Source organism: Streptomyces sp. NPDC002680 (genome assembly GCF_042889145.1).
Lineage (GTDB): Bacteria > Actinomycetota > Actinomycetes > Streptomycetales > Streptomycetaceae > Streptomyces > Streptomyces adonidis.
In genome coordinates this window covers 314236-337071 of record NZ_JBIAQP010000006.1, presented here as the reverse complement: position 1 = coordinate 337071, position 22836 = coordinate 314236, and the positions used below count along the sequence as shown (strand labels likewise).

General features: G+C 70.5%; 18 protein-coding genes. 7 read left to right on the top strand and 11 right to left on the bottom strand.

What is annotated here, in order from left to right; genetic code table 11:
• The first annotated feature begins 137 nt into the window (after window positions 1-137).
• Entirely contained in the window at window positions 138-2267 is a 2130-nt protein-coding gene (locus ACFYXF_RS18535) for a penicillin acylase family protein (RefSeq protein ID WP_389350650.1), read from the top strand.
• Here the strand turns inward: ACFYXF_RS18535 and ACFYXF_RS18530 are convergent.
• From ACFYXF_RS18530 to iolC, 6 genes are all read right to left on the bottom strand, one after another.
• Window positions 2231-3016, bottom strand: a complete 786-nt coding sequence (locus ACFYXF_RS18530; RefSeq protein WP_389350649.1) for a GntR family transcriptional regulator — start codon at window positions 3014-3016, stop codon at window positions 2231-2233. The two genes, ACFYXF_RS18535 and ACFYXF_RS18530, sit on opposite strands and share 37 nt — an antisense overlap.
• A 50-nt stretch (window positions 3017-3066) precedes the next feature.
• Window positions 3067-4560: a CoA-acylating methylmalonate-semialdehyde dehydrogenase gene (locus ACFYXF_RS18525; RefSeq protein WP_389350648.1), complete on the bottom strand. Its 1494-nt coding sequence runs from the start codon at window positions 4558-4560 to the stop codon at window positions 3067-3069.
• 50 nt (window positions 4561-4610) lie between these two features.
• On the bottom strand, window positions 4611-6488 hold the full coding sequence (gene iolD, locus ACFYXF_RS18520; RefSeq protein ID WP_389350647.1) for a 3D-(3,5/4)-trihydroxycyclohexane-1,2-dione acylhydrolase (decyclizing): 1878 nt from the start codon (window positions 6486-6488) through the stop codon (window positions 4611-4613).
• On the bottom strand, window positions 6488-7384 hold the full coding sequence (gene iolB, locus ACFYXF_RS18515) for a 5-deoxy-glucuronate isomerase (protein WP_389350646.1): 897 nt from the start codon (window positions 7382-7384) through the stop codon (window positions 6488-6490). Before iolB ends, iolD begins: the two co-directional genes overlap by 1 nt.
• A 223-nt stretch (window positions 7385-7607) precedes the next feature.
• Window positions 7608-8486, bottom strand: a complete 879-nt coding sequence (locus tag ACFYXF_RS18510) for a deoxyribose-phosphate aldolase (protein WP_389350645.1) — start codon at window positions 8484-8486, stop codon at window positions 7608-7610.
• A gap of 142 nt (window positions 8487-8628) precedes the next feature.
• Window positions 8629-9597, bottom strand: a complete 969-nt coding sequence (gene iolC, locus ACFYXF_RS18505) for a 5-dehydro-2-deoxygluconokinase (protein WP_389350644.1) — start codon at window positions 9595-9597, stop codon at window positions 8629-8631.
• Window positions 9598-9880: 283 nt separating this feature from the next.
• On the opposite strand from iolC, the gene ACFYXF_RS18500 reads away from it, so the two are divergent.
• From ACFYXF_RS18500 to ACFYXF_RS18485, 4 genes are read left to right on the top strand one after another with little or no spacing between them, the layout of a single operon-like run.
• On the top strand, window positions 9881-10894 hold the full coding sequence (locus ACFYXF_RS18500) for a substrate-binding domain-containing protein (protein WP_389350643.1): 1014 nt from the start codon (window positions 9881-9883) through the stop codon (window positions 10892-10894).
• Window positions 10895-10899: 5 nt separating this feature from the next.
• The gene (locus tag ACFYXF_RS18495) at window positions 10900-11973 is read left to right on the top strand and encodes an ABC transporter permease (RefSeq protein ID WP_389350642.1); all 1074 of its coding nucleotides are present in this window, start codon (window positions 10900-10902) and stop codon (window positions 11971-11973) included.
• A 4-nt stretch (window positions 11974-11977) separates the two neighbouring features.
• Window positions 11978-12892, top strand: a complete 915-nt coding sequence (locus tag ACFYXF_RS18490; RefSeq protein WP_389350641.1) for an ATP-binding cassette domain-containing protein — start codon at window positions 11978-11980, stop codon at window positions 12890-12892.
• The gene (locus ACFYXF_RS18485; RefSeq protein ID WP_369037898.1) at window positions 12889-13791 is read left to right on the top strand and encodes a sugar phosphate isomerase/epimerase family protein; all 903 of its coding nucleotides are present in this window, start codon (window positions 12889-12891) and stop codon (window positions 13789-13791) included. Before ACFYXF_RS18490 ends, ACFYXF_RS18485 begins: the two co-directional genes overlap by 4 nt.
• 181 nt (window positions 13792-13972) lie before the next feature.
• Here the strand turns inward: ACFYXF_RS18485 and ACFYXF_RS18480 are convergent, their stop codons facing one another.
• The 3 genes from ACFYXF_RS18480 to ACFYXF_RS18470 form a co-directional block, all read right to left on the bottom strand.
• Window positions 13973-14977, bottom strand: a complete 1005-nt coding sequence (locus tag ACFYXF_RS18480) for a Gfo/Idh/MocA family oxidoreductase (protein WP_389350640.1) — start codon at window positions 14975-14977, stop codon at window positions 13973-13975.
• A 78-nt stretch (window positions 14978-15055) separates the two neighbouring features.
• Complete coding sequence (locus ACFYXF_RS18475; protein WP_389350639.1) at window positions 15056-15832, bottom strand: SDR family oxidoreductase; 777 nt, start codon at window positions 15830-15832, stop codon at window positions 15056-15058.
• Window positions 15833-15845: 13 nt separating this feature from the next.
• Window positions 15846-17036 (bottom strand): phytanoyl-CoA dioxygenase family protein, encoded by a 1191-nt coding sequence (locus ACFYXF_RS18470; protein ID WP_389350765.1) that lies wholly within the window; start codon window positions 17034-17036, stop codon window positions 15846-15848.
• A 145-nt stretch (window positions 17037-17181) separates the two neighbouring features.
• Here ACFYXF_RS18470 and ACFYXF_RS18465 point away from each other — a divergent pair, with 145 nt between their 5' ends.
• Window positions 17182-18204, top strand: a complete 1023-nt coding sequence (locus ACFYXF_RS18465; protein ID WP_389350638.1) for a LacI family DNA-binding transcriptional regulator — start codon at window positions 17182-17184, stop codon at window positions 18202-18204.
• A gap of 395 nt (window positions 18205-18599) precedes the next feature.
• On the opposite strand, the gene ACFYXF_RS18460 is transcribed toward ACFYXF_RS18465, so the two are convergent.
• Window positions 18600-19751 (bottom strand): Gfo/Idh/MocA family protein, encoded by a 1152-nt coding sequence (locus ACFYXF_RS18460; protein WP_389350637.1) that lies wholly within the window; start codon window positions 19749-19751, stop codon window positions 18600-18602.
• Window positions 19752-19862: 111 nt separating this feature from the next.
• Between ACFYXF_RS18460 and ACFYXF_RS18455 the strand changes: the two genes are divergently transcribed.
• Window positions 19863-20912 carry a LacI family DNA-binding transcriptional regulator gene (locus ACFYXF_RS18455; RefSeq protein ID WP_389350636.1) on the top strand — a complete coding sequence of 350 codons (1050 nt, stop codon included), beginning with the start codon at window positions 19863-19865 and terminating at the stop codon, window positions 20910-20912.
• A 66-nt stretch (window positions 20913-20978) separates the two neighbouring features.
• On the opposite strand, the gene ACFYXF_RS18450 is transcribed toward ACFYXF_RS18455, so the two are convergent.
• Window positions 20979-22715 carry a helix-turn-helix domain-containing protein gene (locus tag ACFYXF_RS18450; RefSeq protein WP_389350635.1) on the bottom strand — a complete coding sequence of 579 codons (1737 nt, stop codon included), beginning with the start codon at window positions 22713-22715 and terminating at the stop codon, window positions 20979-20981.
• Window positions 22716-22836: the final 121 nt, after the last annotated feature.

Here is a 22836-nt window from a genome sequence, read left to right as displayed (position 1 = left end):
GGCGTGGTACCTCCCCCTGACGGCGTGCATGACACGAGCCGCTTCCCGTGAAGTTAGCTTAGCCTAAGCTAACTTTCCGTGTCGGTGTTAAGGGGTATCCGGTCGACAGGATGCCCAGAGTGCAGGGAGCGCAGCCAGTGCCGAGCAGGAGCCGTACCTACCGCGATGCCTGGGGTATCCCGCACCTCCGCGCCGCCGACCCCCTCCAACTCGCCTACGGGCAGGGTCGGAACGCCGCCCACGACCGCGCCTGGCAGATCGAGGTCGAACGCCATCGCTCCCAGGGCACCGCCGCTGCCTTCCTCGGCACCCCCGCCCTCTCCTGGGACCTCCTCGCCCGCCGGGCCCGCCTCGAAGACACCGCCCGTCGCTGCTTCGACGCCCTCGACCCCGACACCGCCGCCTGGGTCACCACGTACGTCGACGGGGTCAACGCCGGTCTGGAGCAAGGGGCCGCCGCCGCACCGGAGTTCGCGGCTACCGGACTCGCGCCGACACCCTGGCAGCCCTGGACGCCTCTCGGCGTCTGGCTCGCCCATCACATCCTGTTCGCGGGCTTCCCGACCAAACTGTGGCGCGAGGAGGTCGCCCGCCGCCTCGGCGACCACGCCCTCGAACTCTTCGCCACGGACGGCCCCGGCACCGCCGGCTCCAACGGGTGGCTCGTCCCCGGCCACCGCACCGCACACGGCGCCCCGATCATCGCGGGCGACCCGCACCGGCCCCTCCAGAACCCCGGCTTCTATCAGCAACTCCACCTCTCCTGCCCGGAGTTCGACGTCGTCGGCTTCGCCGTGCCGGGCGTCCCGGGCATCGCCCACTTCGGCCACACCGGCACGGTCGCCTGGGCCATCACCAACGCCATGGCCGACTACCACGACCTGTACGAGGAGCTACTGCGCGGCACGGAGGACGGTCAGGTGGAGGCGCTGGGCCCCGACGGCCGGCGACCCGTCCTCCACTGGCACCGGGAGACCGTCGAGGTGGCGGGCGGTGACCCGGTCGACGTCGACGTGATCGAGACGGAACGCGGCCCGGTCATCATCGGCGACACCGGGAACCTCGACGGCGCGGGCGGCGAGGCGACCGTCATCAGCCTGCGCTACCCGCCCCGCGTCACCGCCGACCTGGGCTTCGCCGCGATCCCGGCCCTGCTGCACGCCCGTACCGTCGCCGACGTCGACCGGGCGTTCGACCGCTGGATCGAGCCCGTGAACGTCGTCCACGCCGCCGATACCGAGGGCGGTCTGCTGCACCGGGTCGCCGGGTACGTCCCGGTCCGCCACCGCGACAACACGCTGCGGGTCGTTTCCGCTCGGCAGCCGGGCCACGACTGGCGGGGCCGCCACGACACCCCGCGCGCCGAGGTCGACGACCTCGCCGTCATGGCCAACGCCCGGGGCATCGCCACCCCTCTCGGCACGGAGTTCGCCCCGCCACACCGCGCCGACCGCATCACCGAACTGCTCCGCCGCTCCCACGACTGGACGGCCCCGGAGATGACGACCGTCCACATGGACACCCAACTCCGCGCCGCTGCACCCCTGTTGGACCGAGTCGCGGAAACAGACCCCCGAACCCCCGCCGCCGCCCGCCTGCGCGACCGCCTCCTCGCCTGGGACCGCCGCATGGACGCCGACAGCACGGCCGCCGCCGACTACGCACGCCTGCGCTCGGCCGTCGTACGCCGGATCGCCACCGCGCCGCAGCTCAAGAGCCTCGCCGGGCCGCTGCCTTATCCGGCGGTGTTCGAGCCCTGGCTGAACCTCACCGGCAAGGTCGCGTTCGCCTTGGAGAACCTCCTGACCACCGACCTGCTCCCCGGCCTCGACCTCCCGGGCATCGTCGCCGACGCGCTGGAGGAGACCGCCGGAGCGGCCCCGGTAACCTGGGGCGAACTGCACCGCCTCGCCCCGCTGAGGGCTCTCCCCGGCAGCGGCGACGAGGAGCCGTGGCCCGGCCTCGGGGGCGACCACGACTGCATCCTCGCCACCTCCAGCGTTCCCGGCCTCACCGACCTCAGCTCACGCGGCCCGTCCGCCCGGTACGTCTGGGACCTCGCCGACCGTGACAACAGCCTCTGGATCGTCCCCCTGGGCGCGCACGGCGTCGCCGGGAACGCACACCACCGAGACCAGCTGCCCCTGTGGGCGAGCGGCCAACTCGCCCCCGTCGTCACCGACTTCGCCCACCTCACGGAAGAGGACGACGAGGGCACCGGAGCCGGGACTCAGGGCCGCATCAGCAGCTGGAAGTCGAAGGCGTAGCGCGACGCCCGGTAGATGTGCGTGCCGTACTCCACGGCCCGTCCGGTGTCGTCGTACGCCGTGCGCTGCATGGTGAGCAGGGCGGCGCCCTCCGGTTCCTCCAGGCGTTTGGCCTCCGCCTCGGTGGCCGAGCGGGCGCCGACGGTCTGGCGGGCGCTGTGCAGGGTGATGCCCGCGCCGCGCAGCATCCGGTACAGGCCCGTCGACTCCAGCCGGGCGGCGTCGAGTTCGAGGAGTCCCGAGGGCAGGTAGTTGACGAGGAACGCCACCGGCTCGCCGTGCGTGCAGCGCAGCCGCTCCAGCACGACGACCTCGCTGCCCTCCTTCACCCCGAGAGCGGCGGCGATCTCGGCGGACGCCGGCTGCCCCTCGTTGCGCAGGACCTGGGTGGTCGGCCCCTGTCCGGCCGCCTCCAAGTCGTCGTACAGACTGCTCAGTTCGAGCGGGCGCTTGACCTGGCTGTGCACGACCTGCGTACCGACGCCTCTACGGCGTACCAGCAGGCCCTTGTCCACCAGGGACTGGATCGCCTGGCGGACCGTGGGTCTGGACAGGCCGAGCCGGACCGACAGGTCGATCTCGTTGCCCAGGAGATTGCCCGGCGCCAGGACTCCGTGCTCGATCGCCGCCTCCAGCTGCTGAGCCAGCTGGTAGTAGAGCGGGACCGGGCTGGAGCGGTCCAGCGTGAAGTCCAGGGTGTCGAGCGGGGAGCCGGACACCGCACGGGCACGATCACCGGGTGTCGCCACCGGGGCACCTCCCTTCAGGTAATGACGTTGCGTCAGATAGTGATGTGCTGTCAGGAATGGCTGGGGAAACCGAGGTTGATACCGCCGTCGGACGGATCGGGCCAGCGCGTGGTGATGACCTTCCCCTGGGTGTAGAAGGCGATGCCGTCGTTGCCGTAGATGTGCAGATCGCCGAAGAGAGAATCCTTCCAGCCACCGAAGGAGTGGTAGCCGACCGGCACCGGGATCGGCACGTTCACGCCGACCATGCCCGCCTTCACCTCCAGCTGGAAGCGCCGGGCGGCGCCGCCGTCGCGGGTGAAGATCGCCGTACCGTTGCCCCAACGTGAGCCGTTGATCAGCGCGATGGCCTCGTCGTACGTCTCCGTGCGCACCACGCACAGCACCGGACCGAAGATCTCGTCCCGGTAGGCGTCCGCCGTCACCGGCACCTTGTCGAGCAGGGACACACCGAGGAAGAAGCCGTCCTCGTGGCCCGCCACCGTGTAGCCGGTGCCGTCGACGACGACCTCCGCGCCCTGCGCGGCCGCGCCCGCCACGTACGAGGCCACCTTGTCGCGGTGCTCGCGCGTGATCAGCGGGCCCATCTCCGACTCGGGGTCGGTGCCGGGGCCGATGCGCAGGCTCTTCGCCCGCTCGGCGATCCGGCCGACCAGCTCGTCGCCCGTGTCACCGACCGCGACCACGACCGACACCGCCATACAGCGCTCGCCCGCCGAACCGTAGGCCGCGTTGATCGCCTGGTCGGCCGCGTAGTCGAGGTCGGCGTCCGGCAGGACCAGCATGTGGTTCTTGGCGCCGCCCAGGGCCTGGACGCGCTTGCCGTGCTCAACTGCCTTGATCTGGATGTACTTTGCGATCGGCGTCGAGCCGACGAACGACACCGCTTCGACGTCCGGGTGCTCCAGGATGCGGTCCACGGCCACCTTGTCGCCCTGCACGATGTTCAGCACACCGTCCGGAAGGCCCGCCTCGGAGGCCAGTTCGGCCAGCCGGTACGAGGCCGACGGGTCCTTCTCGGACGGCTTCAGCACGAAGGTGTTGCCGCACGCGATCGCGAGCGGGAACATCCACATCGGCACCATGGCGGGGAAGTTGAACGGCGTGATGCCCGCGACGACCCCCAACGGCTGCCGGATCGACGAGACATCGACCCGGGTCGCCACCTCCGTCGACAGCTCGCCCTTCAGCTGCACACTGATCCCGCAGGCCAGCTCGACGATCTCCATCCCGCGCGCCACCTCGCCGAGCGCGTCGCTGTGCACCTTGCCGTGCTCGGCGGTGATCAGCGCCGCGATCTCGTCGCGATGCGCGTCCAGCAGCTCCCGGTACTTGAACAGCACCGCCGTCCGCTTGGCGAGCGAAGCCGCGCCCCACGTCTCGTACGCGGCCTTCGCGGCGGCGACCGCGGCGTCCACCTCGTCCACCGACGCGAAGGCGACCTGCTTCTCCTGCGCGCCGGTGGCCGGGTTGTACACGGCACCGAAACGGCCGGACGTGCTCTCGACGGGCTTGCCGTCTATCCAGTGGGTGATGGTCTTCATGGTGCGGGCCTTTCAGGGGGTGCGGCCCCCTGGGGGAGGGGGCCGGTGGGTCAGAGGTGCCGGCGGCGGTCGGCGACCTGGCGGTCGTACGTGACACGCGCCTGTACGGCGGCCTCGCGGACGGCCGTCTCGGCGACGGGTACGTCCCACCAGGCCTCCGCCGGGGGAGCGGTCGGCGCCGGATCGGTCTCGACGTACACGCAGGTCGGCCGGTCCGACTCGCGGGCCGTCGCCAGGGCCGTACGCAGCTCGGCGACGGTCTTGGCGCGCAGGACGTCCATGCCGAGGCTGGCCGCGTTGGCCGCGAGGTCGACCGGAAGCGGGGCGCCGGTGAAGGTGCCGTCGGCGGCCCGGAAACGGTACGGCGTGCCGAAGCGCTCGCCGCCGACCGACTCGGAGAGGCCGCCGATGGAGGCGTACCCGTGGTTCTGGATGAGGAGCAGGTTGACCGGCAGTCCCTCCTGGACGGCGGTGACGATCTCGGTCGGCATCATCAGGTAGGTGCCGTCGCCGACCAACGACCAGACCGGGGTGTCCGGGGCGGCCTGCTGGACGCCGATCCCGGCGGGGATCTCGTAGCCCATGCAGGAGAAGCCGTACTCCAGGTGGTACTGGCGGGGGCTGCGGGCCCGCCACAGCTTGTGCAGATCGCCTGGGAGCGATCCGGCCGCGTTGATGATCACATCGTCGTCCCCGACGACCGAGTCCAGCGCCCCCAGCACCTGCGTCTGGGTGGGCACGGAGTTCTCGTCGGCAGCGCTGAACGCGGTGTCAACAACCTGCTCCCAGCGAGCCTTCCCGGCGCCGTACTCGGCCTCGTAAACCGAGTTCACACGATGACCGGACAACGCCTCCGTCAACGCCGTGAGCCCCGCACGGGCGTCGCAGACCAGCGTCCGCGCCGCCAGCTTGTGGGCGTCGAAAGCGGTGATGTTGAGGTTGAGGAACCGTACGGTCGGGTCCTGGAACAGGGTGTTCGAGGCGGTCGTGAAGTCCGTGTAGCGCGTGCCGACACCGATGATCAGGTCGGCGGTACGGGCCAGATCGTCGCTGACGGCCGTACCGGTGTGGCCGATACCGCCCAGGTCAGCGGGGTGGTCGTAGCGCAGGGAGCCCTTGCCGGCCTGCGTGGACGCCACGGGGATGCCGGTGGCGTCCACCAGCGCCTTCAGCGCCTCCTCGGCCTGGCTGTGGTGGATCCCGCCACCCGCGACGATCAGCGGGCGCTCGGCGGCCCGGATCGCCTGGACCGCCTCCGCCAGCTCGTACGGGTCGGGCGCCGGGCGCCGGACGTGCCAGACGCGCTCGGCGAAGAACTCCTCAGGCCAGTCGTACGCCTCCGCCTGCACGTCCTGCGGCAGCGCGAGCGTCACGGCACCCGTCTCCACCGGGTCCGTGAGCACCCGTACGGCGTTCAGCGCGGACGGGATCAGCGCCTCGGGGCGCGTCACCCGGTCGAAGTAGCGCGAGACCGGGCGCAGGGTGTCGTTGACGGACAGGTCGGCCTCGACTGGGTGCTCCAGCTGCTGGAGCAGCGGGTCGGCGGAGCGCGTCGCGAAGTAGTCGCCGGGGAGCAGGAGCACCGGGAGGCGGTTGATCGTGGCGAGGGCGGCGCCGGTGACGAGGTTGGTGGCGCCGGGGCCGATGGACGTGGTGACGGCCTGGGTGGAGAGCCGGTTCAGCTGGCGGGCGTAACCGACGGCCGCGTGGACCATCGCCTGCTCGTTGCGGCCCTGGTGGAACGGCATCGCGTCCTCACCGGCCTCAAGGAGCGCCTGACCGAGGCCCGCCACATTGCCGTGGCCGAAAATGCCCCACGTACCGGCGATCAGCCGGTGGCGGACGCCGTCACGCTCCGTGTACTGGACGGACAGGAACCGCACCAGCGCCTGGGCGACGGTCAGACGGCGGGTAGGGGTGGTGCTCATCAGGACTTCTCCGGGGCCGTGTAGAGGGGAAGGCGGGGGTCGACGGGCTGTTCGGGCCAGGTGGAGCGGACCCAGGCGTGATCGGGGTGGTCGCAGATCAGCCAGGCACGGTCGGCCTCGGGGCCCGCCATGACGTTCAGGTAGTACATGTGGTGGCCGGGCACGGCCATCGAGGGTCCGTGCCAGCCGTCGGGGATGAGGACGACGTCCCCACCTCGCACCTCGGCCAGCACGTCCGTGTTCCGGCCCTGGCCGGAAGGGGAGACGCGCTGGTAGCCGAGGCCGGGCGTGCCCTCGTGGTCCGCGAACTCGAAGTAGTAGATCTCTTCGAGGACGGACTCCTCGCCGGGCCGGTGCTCGTCGTGCTTGTGCGGCGGGAAGGACGACCAGTTCCCGCCGGGCGTGATCACCTCCACGGCGATCAGCTTGTCGCACTCGAAGACGCCGGCCGCGCCGAAGTTGTTGACCTGCCGGGAGGAGTTCCCGGTGCCGCGCAGCTCCACCGGGACGGAGGAGGCGGGCCCGTAGCGGGCGGGCAGCCGCCGGGCGCAGCGGGCGCCGGTGAGGGCGAAGCGCCCGCCGGCGGGGGAGGTGATGGTCGCACGGGCGTCACGTGGCACGTACACGAAGTCGCTGACGCCGCTGAACACGCTGTCGCGGCCGTGCACCTCGAAGGTGGAGTGGCCGAAATCGTCCGTCGCGTCGACGGCGCAGGAACCGCTCAGGGAGAGCAGGATCCACTCGCTGTCACCGGTGGAGAAGGTGTGCGAGCCGCCCGGAGGCAGCTCCAGCACGCGGAGGCTGGAGTAGCCCCAGCCGGCCTTCTCGGGGTTGACGTCGACGACGTACGGGCCGCCGAGGGCCTTGCCTGCCGGGAGGTGGTAGGCGGTGGTCATGGTCTGTCACTCCTGTTCACGGCGGATCTGGTGTCACCCGTGTTCACAGCGGGATCCGTATCGCTCCGGTTCACGGCGGATTCCGGTTCGGCCGAGTTCACAGCGGGTCCCGCTGCGCGATGGGGTCCGGTGTTGACCCTGTTCACAGCCCTGCCCGTGTTGTTCCGGTTCACGGCCGCGCCATCGCGGTCCCGGTTCACGGCGATCCTGCTGTTGACTCGGTTCACAGCAGCCCCACCGCCGTGTCCACGGCCGTCTCCACACTGCCCGAAGACGGGTAGAGCAGCGACCTGCCCACGACCAGGCCCTGCACGGTCGGCAGCCGCAGCGCCTTGCGCCACTTCTCGTACGCGCCCTCCTGGTCGTCGCCGACCTCGCCGCCCAGCAGCACGGCGGGCAGTGTCGACGTCTCCAGCACCTCGGCCATGTCGTCCGGGTCGTGCGTGACGGGGAGTTTCAGCCAGGTGTAGGCGGAGGTGCCGCCGAGGCCCGACGCTATGGCGATCGAGCGGGTGACCGCCTCGGCGGACAGATCGCTGCGCACCCGGCCGTCGACCCGGTGCGAGATGAACGGCTCGACGAACAGCGGAAGTCGGAGCGCCGCCATGTCGTCCACGGCCCGGGCGGTGGACTCCAGGGTGGTGAGCGAGCCCGGGTCGTCGTAGTTGATGCGCAGCAGCAGCTTGCCCGCGTCGAAGCGCAGCCGGGCGATGTCCTGGGCGCGGTGCCCGGTGAAGCGGTCGTCCATCTCGAAGACCGCGCCGGCCAGCCCGCCGCGGTTCATCGACCCCATGACAACCTTGTCGTCGAGCACGCCGAGCAGCAGCAGGTCGTCCAGGATGTCGGCGGTGGCCAGCACTCCGTCCACACCGGGCCGCGACAGCGCCACGCACAGGCGTTCCAGCAGGTCGGCGCGGTTGGCCATGGCCAGCGGACGGTCGCCGACGCCCAGGGCACCGCGTGCCGGATGGTCGGCGGCCACGATCATCAGCCGTCCGCTGTCGCCGATCAGGGGCCGCCGGACCCGGCGGGCGGCGGCCTCCGCGACGGCCTCCGGGTGCCGGGCTCTCAGCGTGGCGAGATCGGCGATGCTGATGGTCAAGACAGGCTCCGTTCGGGGGTCAGGGGCGCCCGGTCGGCCGTCCCCGGGGTTGTCGGGATCGCCGGGGTCGCCGCCGTCCCGTGCTGGTTCACCGGCTGCAGGGGCTGCACTGGTTTCAGCCGTTTCAGTGGCGGGGGCGGTGTCATCGGCGCGATCCGCTCGCGAGGAGGCCGTCGACCTCGGACTCGGTGGGCATCGCGGACGAGCAGGCGAGGCGGGAGGCGACGAGGGCGCCGGCCGCGTTGGCGTACCGCATGGTCCGCTCAAGCTCCCAGCCGGACAGCAGCCCGTGGCACAGCGCGCCGCCGAACGCGTCGCCCGCGCCCAGGCCGTTGACCACCTCGACGGGCACCGGCGGGACCTCGGCCGTGGTGCCGTCGCGATGCACCGCCAGCACGCCCTTCGGGCCCTGCTTGACGACGGCCAGTTCGACCCCGGCGGCAAGCAACTCCTCGGCGCAGGCGCGTGGTTCGCGTACGCCGGTGGCGATCTCGCACTCGTCGAGGTTGCCGACCGCCACGGTCGCGTGGCGCAGGGCCTCGGCGTAGTACGGCCGGGCTTCCTCGGGGTCTCGCCAGAACATGGGCCGCCAGTCCAGGTCGAACACCGTGGTGCCCGACGACCGGTCGCGGGCCTTCAGGGCGGCGAGTGTGGCCGAGCGGCTCGGTTCCTCGCTCAGGCCGGTGCCGGTGATCCAGAAGACGCGGGCCGCCCGGATTCCGAAGAAATCCAGCTCCTCGGTGCGTATCCGCAGGTCAGGGGCGGTCGGCCGACGGTAGAAGTACAGCGGGAAGTCGTCCGGCGGAAAAAGTTCGCAGAATGTGACCGGAGTCTGCAGGCCATCCACAGGCGTCACCCAGCGGTCGTCGACCCCGAATTCCCTGAGCGCTTGGTGCAGATAGTCGCCGAAAGGGTCCGTTCCGGTACGGGTCACGACGGCCGAGGAACGGCCCAGACGGGCCGCCGCGACCGCGACGTTGGCCGCGGACCCACCGAGAAATTTTCCGAACGTCTGCACTAGGGTCAGCGGTACACCGGACTGCAGCGGATAGAGATCAACTCCGATGCGGCCCATGGTGACCAGGTCGAAGGGCGGGGCTGACTCGGTCATGCGATGCTCCTTCGAGCTGCGGAGGATGCGGGTCCCGAGGGGCCTGTCGTCTCCCAGGTGTAGGACTCGGAGGGCGACGCTGTCAAGAGTTTGTTCTTACATTCTGACCTGCTTGTGAAATGATGTCTTAACAAAGTATTGACAGCGGACAGTCCCAAGCATTTGGATTCGGTCCCAACACGACTGCCGTGTTCGCGGCACACGGCCCGGACCTCCGGGACCCGGGCCCGGGATCGCTAAGATCCCCACCCTCTCCCCGGTCGCACAGTGAGGTGCAGGAAAGATGGACCGCTCTTCTCGCTCCCGCAGAATCGCCCCCGTTGTTGCCGCTGCCGCGGCAGCGGCCCTGGTCCTTGCGGGCTGCTCCAGCAGTTCCGGCGGCAAGGACTCGGAGGAGGGCGGCACCGACGCTTCTGCGGGCAAGGCCACCACTCCTCGGATGACCGTCGCCCTGGTCACGCACCAGGCCCCCGGTGACACCTTCTGGGACATCGTCCGCAAGGGCGCCCAGGCCGCCGCGGACAAGGACAACATCAAGCTTGTCTACTCGGCCGACCCGAACGCGGGCAACCAGGCCAACCTCGTCCAGAACGCGATCGACCAGAAGGTCGACGGGATCGCCATCACGCTGGCCAAGCCGGACGCCATGAAGGACGTCGTGGCCAAGGCGACGGCGGCGGGCATTCCCGTGGTCGGCCTCAACTCCGGTCTGAGCGACTGGAAGACGCTGGGCCTCCAGCAGTTCTTCGGCCAGGACGAGTCCGTCGCGGGCGAGGCGTTCGGCAAGAAGCTGAACGAACTCGGCTCCAAGAAAGCCGTCTGTGTGGTCCAGGAGCAGGGCAACGTCGGCCTCACCCAGCGCTGTGACGGTGTGAAGAAGACGTTCACCGGCACGCTGGAGGTCCTCAACGTCAACGGCACCGACATGCCGTCCGTGAAGTCGACGATCACCGCGAAGCTCAACCAGGACAAGGCCATCGACTACGTGGTCGCGCTCGGCGCCCCCTACGCGCTGACCGCCGTCCAGTCGGTGGGCGACGCCAACAGCAAGGCGAAGGTCGCGACCTTCGACCTCAACAAGGAGCTGACCGACGCCATCGCGGCGGGCACGATCCAGTTCGCGGTCGACCAGCAGCCCTACCTCCAGGGCTACTTGGCCGTCGACTCGATGTGGCTGTTCAAGAACAACGGCAACTACAGCGGTGGTGGCGAGCAGCCCGTCCTGACCGGTCCGGCCTTCGTCGACAAGTCCAATGTCAAGGAGATCGCCGCGTTCGCCGCCAAGGGCACTCGGTGATGACGATGAGTCAGACAACGGCACCGGCGGCGAGTTCCTCGCCGCCGGCTCCGCCGGCCACTCAGAAGGACGGCCGCACCAACCAGCGGTCTCTGGGGCGGCGGGTGTTGGCCCGTCCTGAGGTGGGCGCGCTGATCGCCGCGATCGGTGTGTACGTGTTCTTCTTCGCGGCGGCTCCGGCTTTCCGGGAGACGAGCGCGCTCGCGACCGTGCTGTACCAGGCGTCCGTGATGGGCATCATGGCGTTGCCGGTGGCTCTGTTGATGATCGGCGGGGAGTTCGACCTGTCCGCCGGTGTCGCGGTCACCACCTCGGCGCTGACCGCGGCGATCCTCAGTTTCCAGCTGTCGATGAACGTGTGGACGGGCGTGATCGTCGCCCTGATCGTGTCGCTGGCGGTGGGGGCGTTCAACGGCTGGCTGCTGATCAAGACCGGGCTGCCGAGCTTCCTGGTCACCCTCGGGTCGTTCCTGATCCTTCAGGGCGCCAACCTCGCGGTGACGAAGATCTTCACGGGGAACGTGGCGTCGGACTCGATCTCGGACATGGACGGTTTCGACCAGGCGAAGAAGGTCTTCGCGTCGGAGTTCAGCATCGGCGACGTGAACTTCAAGATCACGATCGTGTACTGGCTGGTGTTCGCGGCGATCGCGACCTGGCTGCTGCTGCGTACGAAGTTCGGGAACTGGATCTTCGCGGTGGGCGGCAGCAAGGACTCGGCCCGTGCGGTCGGTGTCCCGGTGAACTTCACGAAGATCGCCCTGTTCATGGGTGTGGGCGCGGGTGCCTGGTTCGTGGGCATGCACTTGCTGTTCTCGTTCAACACGGTGCAGTCCGGTGAGGGTGTGGGCAACGAGTTCCTGTACATCATCGCGGCGGTGATCGGCGGGTGTCTGCTGACGGGTGGTTACGGCTCGGCGGTGGGTCCGGTGATCGGTGCGTTCATCTTCGGCATGGTCTCCCAGGGGATCGTGTACGCGAACTGGAACCCGGACTGGTTCAAGGCGTTCCTCGGCGTGATGCTCCTGGTCGCCGCCCTCGTCAATCTGTGGGTCCGCCGCCAGGCGACCCGGAGGTGATCGCATGACAACCAACGAAACCTCCCCCAACGGCACGCTCACCAAAGAGAGTTCGCCCGAGGACGGCAAGCCGATCGTCGAGTTGCGCAACACCGGCAAGTCGTACGGCAACATCCGTGCCCTGCACGGGGTGAACCTCGCGGTCCGTTCCGGTCAGGTGACCTGCGTGCTCGGCGACAACGGCGCCGGCAAGTCGACGCTGATCAAAATCATCTCCGGGCTGCACCAGCACACCGAGGGCGAACTCCTCGTCGACGGCACCGCCGTCCACTTCGGCACGCCCCGCGAGGCACTCGACGCCGGTATCGCGACGGTCTACCAGGACCTGGCGACCGTGCCGTTGATGCCGGTGTGGCGCAACTTCTTCCTCGGCTCCGAGATGACCAAGGGCCCCTGGCCCGTGCGCCGTCTCGACATCGAGAAGATGAAGGAGACCGCGGACGCGGAACTGCGCAACATGGGCATCGTCCTGGACGACCTCGACCAGCCCATCGGCACCCTCTCCGGCGGCCAGCGCCAGTCCGTGGCCATCGCCCGCGCCGTCTACTTCGGCGCCCGGGTTCTGATCCTGGACGAGCCGACCGCAGCGCTGGGTGTCAAGCAGTCGGGTGTGGTGCTCAAGTACATCGCGGCCGCGCGGGACAAGGGCCTGGGGGTCATCTTCATCACCCACAACCCGCACCACGCCTACATGGTCGGCGACCACTTCAGCGTCCTGCGCCTCGGAACCATGGAGTTGAGCGCCGCCCGCAGCGAGGTCAGCCTCGAAGAACTCACCAACCACATGGCCGGCGGCGCCGAACTCGCCGCGCTGAAGCACGAGTTGGCCCAGGTACGCGGCGTCGACGTCGAGGAACTCCCCGAAGTGGAGGACCTCCAGGCGTCGGCCACCGTCGCCTCGGAAGGGACGAAGTCATGACGACTCCGCTCGACCGCATCCGGGTCGGCTCGGCGCCGGACTCCTGGGGCGTCTGGTTTCCCGAGGACCCGGTCCAGGTGCCGTGGGAACGGTTCCTGGACGAGGTCTCCGAGGCCGGCTACCGCTGGATCGAACTGGGCCCGTACGGCTATCTGCCGACCGACCCGGCCCGGCTCACGGACGAGATCGTCAAGCGTGACCTGAAGGTGTCGGCCGGTACCGTCTTCACCGGCCTGCACCGGGGTCCGTCCGTGTGGGAGTCGACCTGGGAGCACGTCAGCCAGGTCGCCGCGCTCACCCAGGCGATGGACGCGAAGCACCTCGTCGTCATCCCGTCGTTCTGGCGGGACGACAAGACCGCCGAGATCCTGGAGCCGGCGGAACTCACCGCCGAGCAGTGGGGTCACCTCGCCCGGGGCATGGAGCGGCTCGGGCGCGAGGTCAAGGAGACGTACGGGCTCGACATCGTCGTCCATCCGCACGCGGACACCCACATCGACACCGAGGCGCACGTCGAGCAGTTCCTCGACGCGACCGACTCCGACGTGGTCAATCTGTGCCTGGACACCGGGCATTACGCCTACTGCGGTGGGGACAGCGTCAAGCTGATCGAGACGTACGGGGAGCGGATCGGGTATCTGCACCTCAAGCAGGTGGATCCGGCGATCCTGGCCGACGTGGTCGAGAACGGGGTGCCGTTCGGGCCTGCCGTGCAGCGGGGGGTCATGTGTGAACCGCCCTCCGGGGTGCCGGAGTTGGGGCCTGTGCTGACTGCTGCGCAGGGGCTTGGCGTGGATCTGTTCGCGATTGTCGAGCAGGACATGTATCCGTGTGAGCCGGACAGGCCGTTGCCCATTGCTGTGCGTACGCGGCAGTTCCTTCGGTCCTGCGGGGCGTAGGTTCGGGGTTGTGCGGTTGGTTGGCGGGTGCGGGTAGTTCGTGGCTTGTCGCGCAGTTCCCCGCGCCCCTAGGTGGGATGCCCCACCCCACGTCGACAAGGCGCACCGCATCTCCATGGGGAACACGTTGAACGGCCCGCGCTGTGCTGACAGCGCGGGCCGTTCGTGTTGTTGAGTCTGCTCAGACTGTGCGTACTTCCTCGATGCGTACCGGGCGGTGCTCCTGGAGCGACAGGGTGCACGCGTCCGCGATCCAGCCCGCTTCCAGGGCCTCGGCGACCGTGCAGGGGGACGTGCGCGTGCCCGCGACGACCTCCGTGAAGGCCGTCAGTTCGGCGCGGTAGGCCGGGATGAAGCGGTCCATGAAGAAGTCGTGCGGGACGCCCGCCGGGAAGGTGACACCCGGCTCCACGGAGCGCAGCGGGAGCTTGTCCTCCAGGCCCACGGAGATGCTGTCCTTGAACCCGTGCAGGTCCATCCGGACGTCGTAACCCCGGGCGTTGTGGCGGGAGTTGGAGACCACGGCGATCGTGCCGTCGTCCAGGGTGAGGATCGCGCCGGTGGTGTCGGCGTCGCCCGCCTCCTTGATGTAGTCGGCACCCCGGTTGCCGCCGACCGCGTACACCTCGGTCACCTCGCGGCCCGTCACCCAGCGCAGGACGTCGAAGTCGTGCACCGAACAGTCCCGGAAGATGCCACCCGAGGCGGCGATGTACGCGGCCGGCGGCGGCGCCGGGTCCAGCGTGGTCTGCCGGATGGAGTGCAGGAGGCCCAGCTCGCCGCTCTGTACGGCGTTGCGGGCGGCGGTGAAGCCCGCGTCGAAGCGGCGCTGGTAGCCGATCTGGATCTCTACGCCGCTGTCCTTGACCGCGTTGAGCACCGCGACGCCCTCGGCCATCGAGCGGGCCACCGGCTTCTCGCAGAACACCGGGATGCCCGCCTCGACGGCGGCGAGGATCAGGGACGGGTGGGCGTCCGTCGCGGCGGCGACGACGACGCCGTCGACACCGGCGGCCAGGAGGGCCTCGGGGGAGTCCGCCACCTGGGCGCCGAAGCGCTCCGCGGCGGCCTTGGCGGCCTCCGCGAACGGATCGCTGACGACGAGGGAGTCGACGGCGTCGAGACCGGAGAGGGTCTCGGCGTGGAAGGCGCCGATGCGGCCGAGGCCGAGGATTCCGATGCGCATGGGCTGTGCTGCTCCTTGGTGAATGGTGCGGGTGTCTTGCGAGGGGAGAAGAAGAAAGGGGGGATGCCTCTGTGGATGTCAGTCCAGGCCGCCGAGGACGTTCTGGTCCCAGTCGATCACCGAACCGGTGACCACGCCCGACCGGTCGGACAGCAGAAGGACCACGAAGTCGGCGATCTCGTCCGGCTGGCCGAGCTTGCCCATGGGCAGACGTTCGGCTGCCTGGTCGAGCCAGTCGTCGCCCGCCCCGTGGAAGGCCCGCTGGGTGGCGTCCTCGCCCTCGGTCGCGGTCCAGCCGATGTTCAGGCCGTTGATCCGGACCCGGTCCCAGCGGTGCGCGTGCGCCGCGTTGCGGGTCAGGCCGATGAGGCCGGCCTTCGCGGCGACGTACGGGGCGAGGAAGGGCTGTCCGCCGTGCGCCGAGGACGTGATGATGTTGACGACCGTGCCGGGTGCCTTGCGCGCCACCATGTCCGCCACCGCCGCCTGCATGGCGAAGAACGGCGCCTTGAGGTTGATCGCGATGTGCGCGTCGAACAGCTCGGGCGTGGTGTCGAGCAGGGTGCCGCGCGAGGTCAGGCCCGCCGAGTTGACCAGGCAGTCGATCCGGCCGTGCGCGGCGACCACCTCGGCGACGGACGCCTTCGCCTGCTCGGCGTCCACGAGGTCGGCCCGTACGAACATGGCCTTGCCGCCCGCCGCCGTCAGTTCCGCGACCAGCGCCTCGCCCGGCTCCGGGCGCCGCCCGGTCACCGCGACGACGGCGCCCTCGCGGACGGCGGCCCGGGCGATGGCCGCGCCGACGCCCTGACTGCCACCGTTGACGAGGACGACCTTGTCCTGGAGAAGTCCCATACTGTTCGGTTCCTCAGTTCTCATGTCGGCTCTCACGTCGTTCGGCGCTCGCCCGCAGTGCCTTGCGGAGCGCCTCGGGGGTCCATTCCTCGCGCAGCGCACGCCGTACGAGGTCCGCCTGCGGGGGCGGGGCCAGTCCGTCGACCGGCGGATCCCGGTCGAGGTCGGTGGGGAAGGGGTAGCCCTCGGCCGAGGCCGCGACGACCGCGTCCAGCCAGGCGTCGTCCGCGCCCTGGGCCTTGCGGGCGAGCAGGACCGGGTAGACCGCGTTGACGGTCGCCTCCCGGTCCACGGTCTCCATGGCCCGCCCGAACGCGGAGGACACCTGGAGGAGGTTCGCCATCCGGCGGATGTCCGCGGACCGGTTGGTGCCGGCCGCGTGGAAGAGCGCCGGGTTGAAGAAGACCGCGTCGCCCTTGGCCAGCGGCAGCTGCACATGACGGGCGTCGAAGTACTCGACGAACTCCGGCAGCCGCCAGGCCAGATAACCGGGCTCGTACGACTGCGAGTACGGCAGGTACAGCGTCGGCCCGGACTCGACGGGCATGTCGCAGTGGGCGACCGCGCCCTGGAGCGTGAGCACGGGGGAGAGCCGGTGGACGTGCGCCGGAAACGCCGCTGCCGCCTCGTTGGAGAGGAAACCGAGGTGGTAGTCGCGGTGCGGGCTCTGCGCGGCGCCACCCGGGTTGACCACGTTGATCTGCGAGGTGACCTGGTACCCGGGGCCGAGCCAGGCCGTCGAGACGAGGGTGATCATGTCGTTGGCGTAGTAGTCGGCGAACGCCTCCGGCGCGCGCAGGGCCGTCTTCTCCAGGGCGTTCCACACCCGGTCGTTGGCACCCGGCCTGGCGAAGTGGTCGCCCGCGACGGTCCCTGCCGCACGCTGCTCTGCGATGAGCGCCTCGAAGGCGGCGGTCGCCCGGTCCACGACCGACGGATCGGCGAAGGCCCGTTGCAGAACCACGATGCCGGGACCGTCGGTGAGCGCCCGGACCAGCTCCGTCAGGACCTCCCGGCGCCCGTCGAGCGTGGTGACGGCGGCACGCAGTCGCTCACTGTCGTAGACGAGGACGTTCTGCTCGACGGCGGACGCGTACGGGTATTCGGCGGCGTCCGTCGTCCGCTCGCCCTCGGCGCGGAAGGCGTCGAGATCGCAGTCCTGCTCGGACAGCCACGCGCGGCGTTGTGCGGCGGTGAGGGACATCGTCGTCCTTCTCTCGATCATCGAGATCGTCAACGGCGGCTGACGGTTGTCATCTGGATGCTGTCATTGTTGTCATGACAAACTCGTCAAACAACCGGCAGACGGCCATCAAAAACCCCTCAAGACGAAGCCGAGGAACCCTCCCATGGGCCACCCCTATCCGATCCGGGAGATCGCCCGTCAGGCGGGCCTCAGCGAGGCCACCGTCGACCGTGTCCTGAACGGCCGGGGAGGGGTGCGCGAGAGCACCCAGCGGGAGGTACGGCAGGCCATCGCCGACCTGGACCGGCAGCGCACCCAGGTCAGGCTGGTCGGCCGTACGTTCATGATCGACATCGTGATGCAGGCGCCCGAGCGGTTCACCACCGCCGTCCGGGCCGCCCTGGAGGCAGAGCTGCCCGCCCTCCACCCGGCCGTCGTACGCTCCCGCTTCCACTTCCGCGAGACCGGGCCGGTCGCGGAACTGGCGACTGTCCTCGACCGTATCGCCCGGCGCGGCTCCCAGGGCGTCATCGTCAAGGCGCCGGACGTCCCCGAGATCACGGCCGCCGTCGCCCGGCTGGTGGCCGCCGGAATCCCGGTCGTCACTCTGGTGACCGACCTGCCCTCCAGTGCCCGTCTCGCCTACGTCGGCATCGACAACCGGGCCGCAGGGGCCACCGCCGCGTACCTCATGGGCCAGTGGCTCGGCGAGCGCCCCGGCAATGTCCTCACCAGCCTGAGCAGCGGTTTCTTCCGCAACGAGGAAGAACGGGAGATGGGTTTCCGGGGCGCGATGCGGGCCCGGCACCCCGAGCGCGCCCTCGTCGAGATCACCGAGGGGCAGGGTCTCGACGCCACCCAGTACGACCTGGTCCGGGACGCCCTGAAGCGCGACCCCGGCATCCGGGCGGTCTACTCGATCGGCGGCGGCAACATCGCGACGCTACGTGCCTTCGAGGACCTCGGCCGTGAGTGTGCGGTGTTCGTCGCCCACGACCTGGACCACGACAACACCCGCCTGCTTCGCGACCACCGCCTGTCCGCGGTCCTCCACCACGACCTCCGCCAGGACATGCACGAGGCCTGCCGCACGGTGATGCGCGCCCACGGCGCCCTACCCCCGGCCGCCCCGACCCAGCCGTCGGCAATCCAGGTGGTGACGCCGTACAACATGCCGCCACGATGAACTGTGTCTCGCCCCCGCCGCCCCTACCCGTCCCATCCTTCTGGGGGCTGCGCCCCCAGACCCCCGCTGTCGGCCTGAACGGCCTCGTCCTCAAACGCCGGACGGGCTGGATGGTGGCCCTCCGTCCTCAAACGTCGGACGGGCTGGATGGTGGCCCTCCGTCCTCAAGCGCCGGACGGGCTGGGTGGGGGTGCCCAGGCTCGTGCTGAATTGCGGCGGGGTGGGCGGGCGGGGAAAAGGGCGGGCTGAGCGTGGTTGTCTTCGAACGCCGGCCGGGGCTGGATCTTTTAGCCCGTCCGGCGTTTGAGGACAAGGGGGGCCTGGGGGCGCAGCCCCCAGAAGGATGGGAACGGGTAGGGGCGGCGGGGGCGAAGAAAATGCTGCCCTCCACCGCGTCACACCGTCTCCCACACCCCCGACTCCACCGACCGACTCATCGCATCCAACGCCGCAGCACTCCGCACCGCATCCGCCAACGTCGCCCCGTACGGCACCCCCTCCGCCACCGACCGCACAAACCTCTGCGCCTCGATCACCTTCAGATCGTCGTACCCCATCGCATTGGCCGCCCCCGGCTGAAACGCCCCGAACTCCCCGTCCCCCGGACCCACGAACACCGTACTCACCGGCTGATCCTGATACGACGCCCCAGTACTCACCCCCAGCTCGTTCATCCGCCGGAAGTCCCAGAACACCGCCCCCTTCGTCCCGTGCACCTCGAACCCGTAGTTGTTCTGCTCGCCGACCGACACTCGGCACGCCTCCAGGACACCCCGCGCACCGGACGCGAACCGCAGCAGGCAGGACACGTAGTCCTCGTTCTCCACCGGCCCCAACTCACCACCCGACGCCCGCGAATGCCCCGCCGTCGCACCCGTCGGCCGGGCCCGCTCGGGCACGAACACCGCCGTGTCGGCGATCAACGCGGAGATGTCGCCGAGCAGGAAACGGGCCAGGTCGGCGCCATGCGAGGCGAGGTCGCCCAGCACTCCGCTGCCCCCGCGCTCCCGCTCGTACCGCCAGGTCAGCGCACCGTCCGGATGGGCCGCGTAGTCGCTGAAGAGGCGGACGCGGACATGCGTGACCGTGCCGATCTCGCCGGAGGCGATCAGCTGCCTGGCCCGCTCCACGGCGGGCGCGTTGCGGTAGTTGAAGCCGACCGTGCCCTGCACGCCGGCCTTGGCGACCGCGTCGGCGACCGCGCCCGCGTCGGCCCCCGACAGGCCCACCGGCTTCTCGATCCAGATGTGCTTGCCCGCCTCGGCCATCGCGACGCCGATCTCCCGGTGCAGGAAGTTCGGCGCGGTGATGCTCACGGCCTGCACGCGCGGGTCGGCGGCCACGGCACGCCAGTCACGGCTCGTCGAGGCGAAGCCGAACTGCGCGGCGGCCTCCTCGGCCCGGCCCGGCACCTCCTCGGCGACCATGACCAGTTCGGGCCGCAGCCCCAGCTGCGGGTAGTGGTGCGCCAGGCGGACGTACGCCTGGGTGTGCACCCGCCCCATCCAGCCGAACCCCACGACGGCGACACCGAGCGTACTTGCCATGACAGCCCCTCTTTGGACCGGTCCAGAACATTTCCCACTCACCCTCGGTGCCTTCGGCCTTTGCTGTCAACCCTTTGACAGGACATGGAGGTCTGTGGAACGGTCCAAGGCATGAGACCGCCGACCATCCGAGACGTCGCCGAACGCGCCGGTGTGTCGAAGTCCCTGGTCTCGCTGGTGCTGCGCGGCTCCGAACAGGTGCGGCCCGAGAAGCGCGAGGCCGTCCAGCTCGCCGTACGGGAACTCGGCTACCGGCCGAACGCCGCCGCGCGCAGCCTCAGCGAACAGCGCACCCGTACCGTTGGTGTCCTCCTCAACGACCTGCGCAACCCCTGGTTCGTCGACCTGCTCGACGGACTCAACTCCCTGCTCCACGACAACGGCCTGCACATGCTGCTCGCCGACGCCCGGCTCAACCGGCGCAGCGGTCAGGACCTCACCGGCCCCTTCCGTGACCTCGGCGTCGACGGCCTGATCGTGGTCGGCACCCTGCCCGACCCCGCGGTCCTCGGCACCCTCGCCGAACGCATCCCGGTGGTCGTCGCGGGCGCCCGCGAGCCCGTGCTGCCCGGCGTGGACGTCGTCGCCAACGACGACGAGCACGGCGCCCGGATCGCCACCGAGTACCTGATCGGCCTCGGCCACCGTCGGATCGCCCACATCGCCGGGTACGGCGCCGTCGGCGAGCTGCGTCGGCGCAGCTTCGAGGCGACCATGCGCGCGCACGGTCTGACGGACGGCGCGCTCGTCGAGGCCGGCGACCTGACCGAGGAGGGCGGCTACCGCAGCACCGTCCGGCTGCTCGGCGACCCCGCGAACCGGCCCACCGCCGTCTTCGCCGTCAACGACATGACTGCCGTGGGCGCGTTCTCCGCCGCCGAGGAACTCGGGCTGAGCGTGCCCCGCGATCTGTCCGTCATCGGCTACGACAACACGAACATCTCCCGGTTGCGCCATGTCTGGCTGACCACCGTGGACAACGCCGGCCACGAGGTCGGCCGCCGCGCCGCCCGCTGCCTCCTCGACCGGCTCGATCCGCCCGGCAGTCCGGTCAGCGTCCACCTCGCCGCCCCGACGCTGGAGATCCGGGGGACGACGGCACCACCGGCCCCAGGGCCTGTCTTGCGGAGCGGGCCGAAGGGGAGCGCAGACGCCTCGTGAGAGGGGTGATGGAGCCCCGGCGCCCACGGCGCGAATGGCAGGCGGCCCCAGGTCCGTGAAGCCGCCTCAGGCCCGGTACTCCCGCAGCTTCCGGTAGAGCGTCGCGCGGGCGATGCCCAGGGCCGTCGCCGTACGGGCCTTGTTGCCGCCGTTGCGGCGCAGTGCCTCCAGGATCGCGGTGCGTTCGGCGTGCTCCATCGGGCTCAGCGGGCGCGCGGCAGGCCCTTCCCGTACCGGGTCGGGGAGTTCGGCCCGCCGGACCGGCCCCGAGGCCCGCCGGTGCTCCGCCAACGTCCGTACCAGGTGGGCGAGTTCGGTGAGGTTCCCGGGCCACGGATGCCGCTCCAGCGCCCGCAGCGCGTCCAGCGTCCAGGTGAGCGGTGGCGTACCGTCGACCGGCCTCGGGGCCAGCGCCGGGAGCAACTCCCGGATGTCCTCCGGGCGTTCACGCAACGCGGGCAGGGTGACCGAGCGCGCGGCCAGGGTGTCCAGGAGCCGTTGGAGGCAGGGGCCCGGGGGAGTGCCCGGTGTGTACGTCGCCAGCAGATGGACGTCCGGACGCTCGTCGAGGAGGCCGTTCAGTGCGGCGACGTCCGACTGGGCGAGCCGCTCGGCGTGCCGGAGGAGGAGCGGGCGGTCGCCCGTCAACCTGCCGTCCCCCAGGCCCAGTTCAGGCGCCTCGGCCGCGTCCAGGACCAACGGCTCGGTCCCGCCGAGCAGTTCGCGGGCCAGCGCGGTCTTGCCCGAGCCGCGCTCCCCGGTCAGCAGGAGCGGTTCGCCGCCGTGCGCCAACTCCGTTGCCCGGCCCACCGCGTGGCGCCACGGCACCGAACTCCCGGCCAGCCGCCCCGCCACCGGACGCGGCAACGCCCGTACCAACACACCCTCGGTGACCGGCAGCAGCACGGCGACGATCCCGAGCACCCGGCCGCCGCCCTGCTCCCGCACCGGACGGAACTCGGCGGTGCAGCCCGCCCCTTCGGGCAGCGTGATGTCGTACGACTCGACAGGCGCCGCCGACCGCAACAGCACCCGCGCGCCCCGCTCCAGCGACTCCAGCACCTGCGGCGACACCAGCCGCACCGCCGCCTCGCTGACCAGCCGGTTGCGCCCGTCCAGGGCCACCACCGCCCGCTCCTGACCGCCACCCGGTCCATGAGCCGCGCCCGCGTAGGCGTCGAGGAGAGTCCGCTCCGCCGAGCGCGAGCGGGCCAGCAGCTCCGCCTCGACCGCCGCCGCTGCCGCTTCCGCGAGGGCGGCCCCGGGATGCGGACCGGCGTCGGCGCACAGACCGGAGGCGACCGTGACCGTGCCGAGGGGGCGGCCGGACTCCGGGGCGAACACCGGCACGCTGACCGCCGACACGTTCTGCCACACGTCGAGGAAGTGCTCGGGGCCGTGCACCTCGGCGCGCCGCCGGGTGCGCAGGGCGAGCGCCGCGCTGTTGTGCCCGACCTCCCGCTCGGCCAGATCGCGGCGCAGTTCCCCGCCGGGCGCACCGCCCGCCGACCACAGCACCCGCAGCCGCTCGTCGGTCAGCAGCAGTGCCCACCGGCCGGTGCCGAGCGCCGGGGCGAGCCGTTCGAGGACCGGACCGGCCGCCGCCAGCAACGCCGACCCGACCGCCAGACCGTCGACGGAGGTGGGCGCGCGCACATCGTGCCGTACGCCGAGGAAGCGGGCGCGGCGCCAGGCGGCGACGGTCTCGTCGGGGACGTCGTCGGGCAGCGGACGTCCGGTCAGGAACCGCTGACGTGCCTGACTGAGCAGGAGGAGGGCGGGGGATTCTTCGGCTGTGGTCATGGCACCACTCACGGTATCGGGCCGGGTCCGGAGACCGTCGGAGAGGTACTGAGAAGCGTGAAGTGTCTCGTATTGAGACACCCGGAAACCGCCGTTCCGCTCCACGATCACGGGTGGCCGT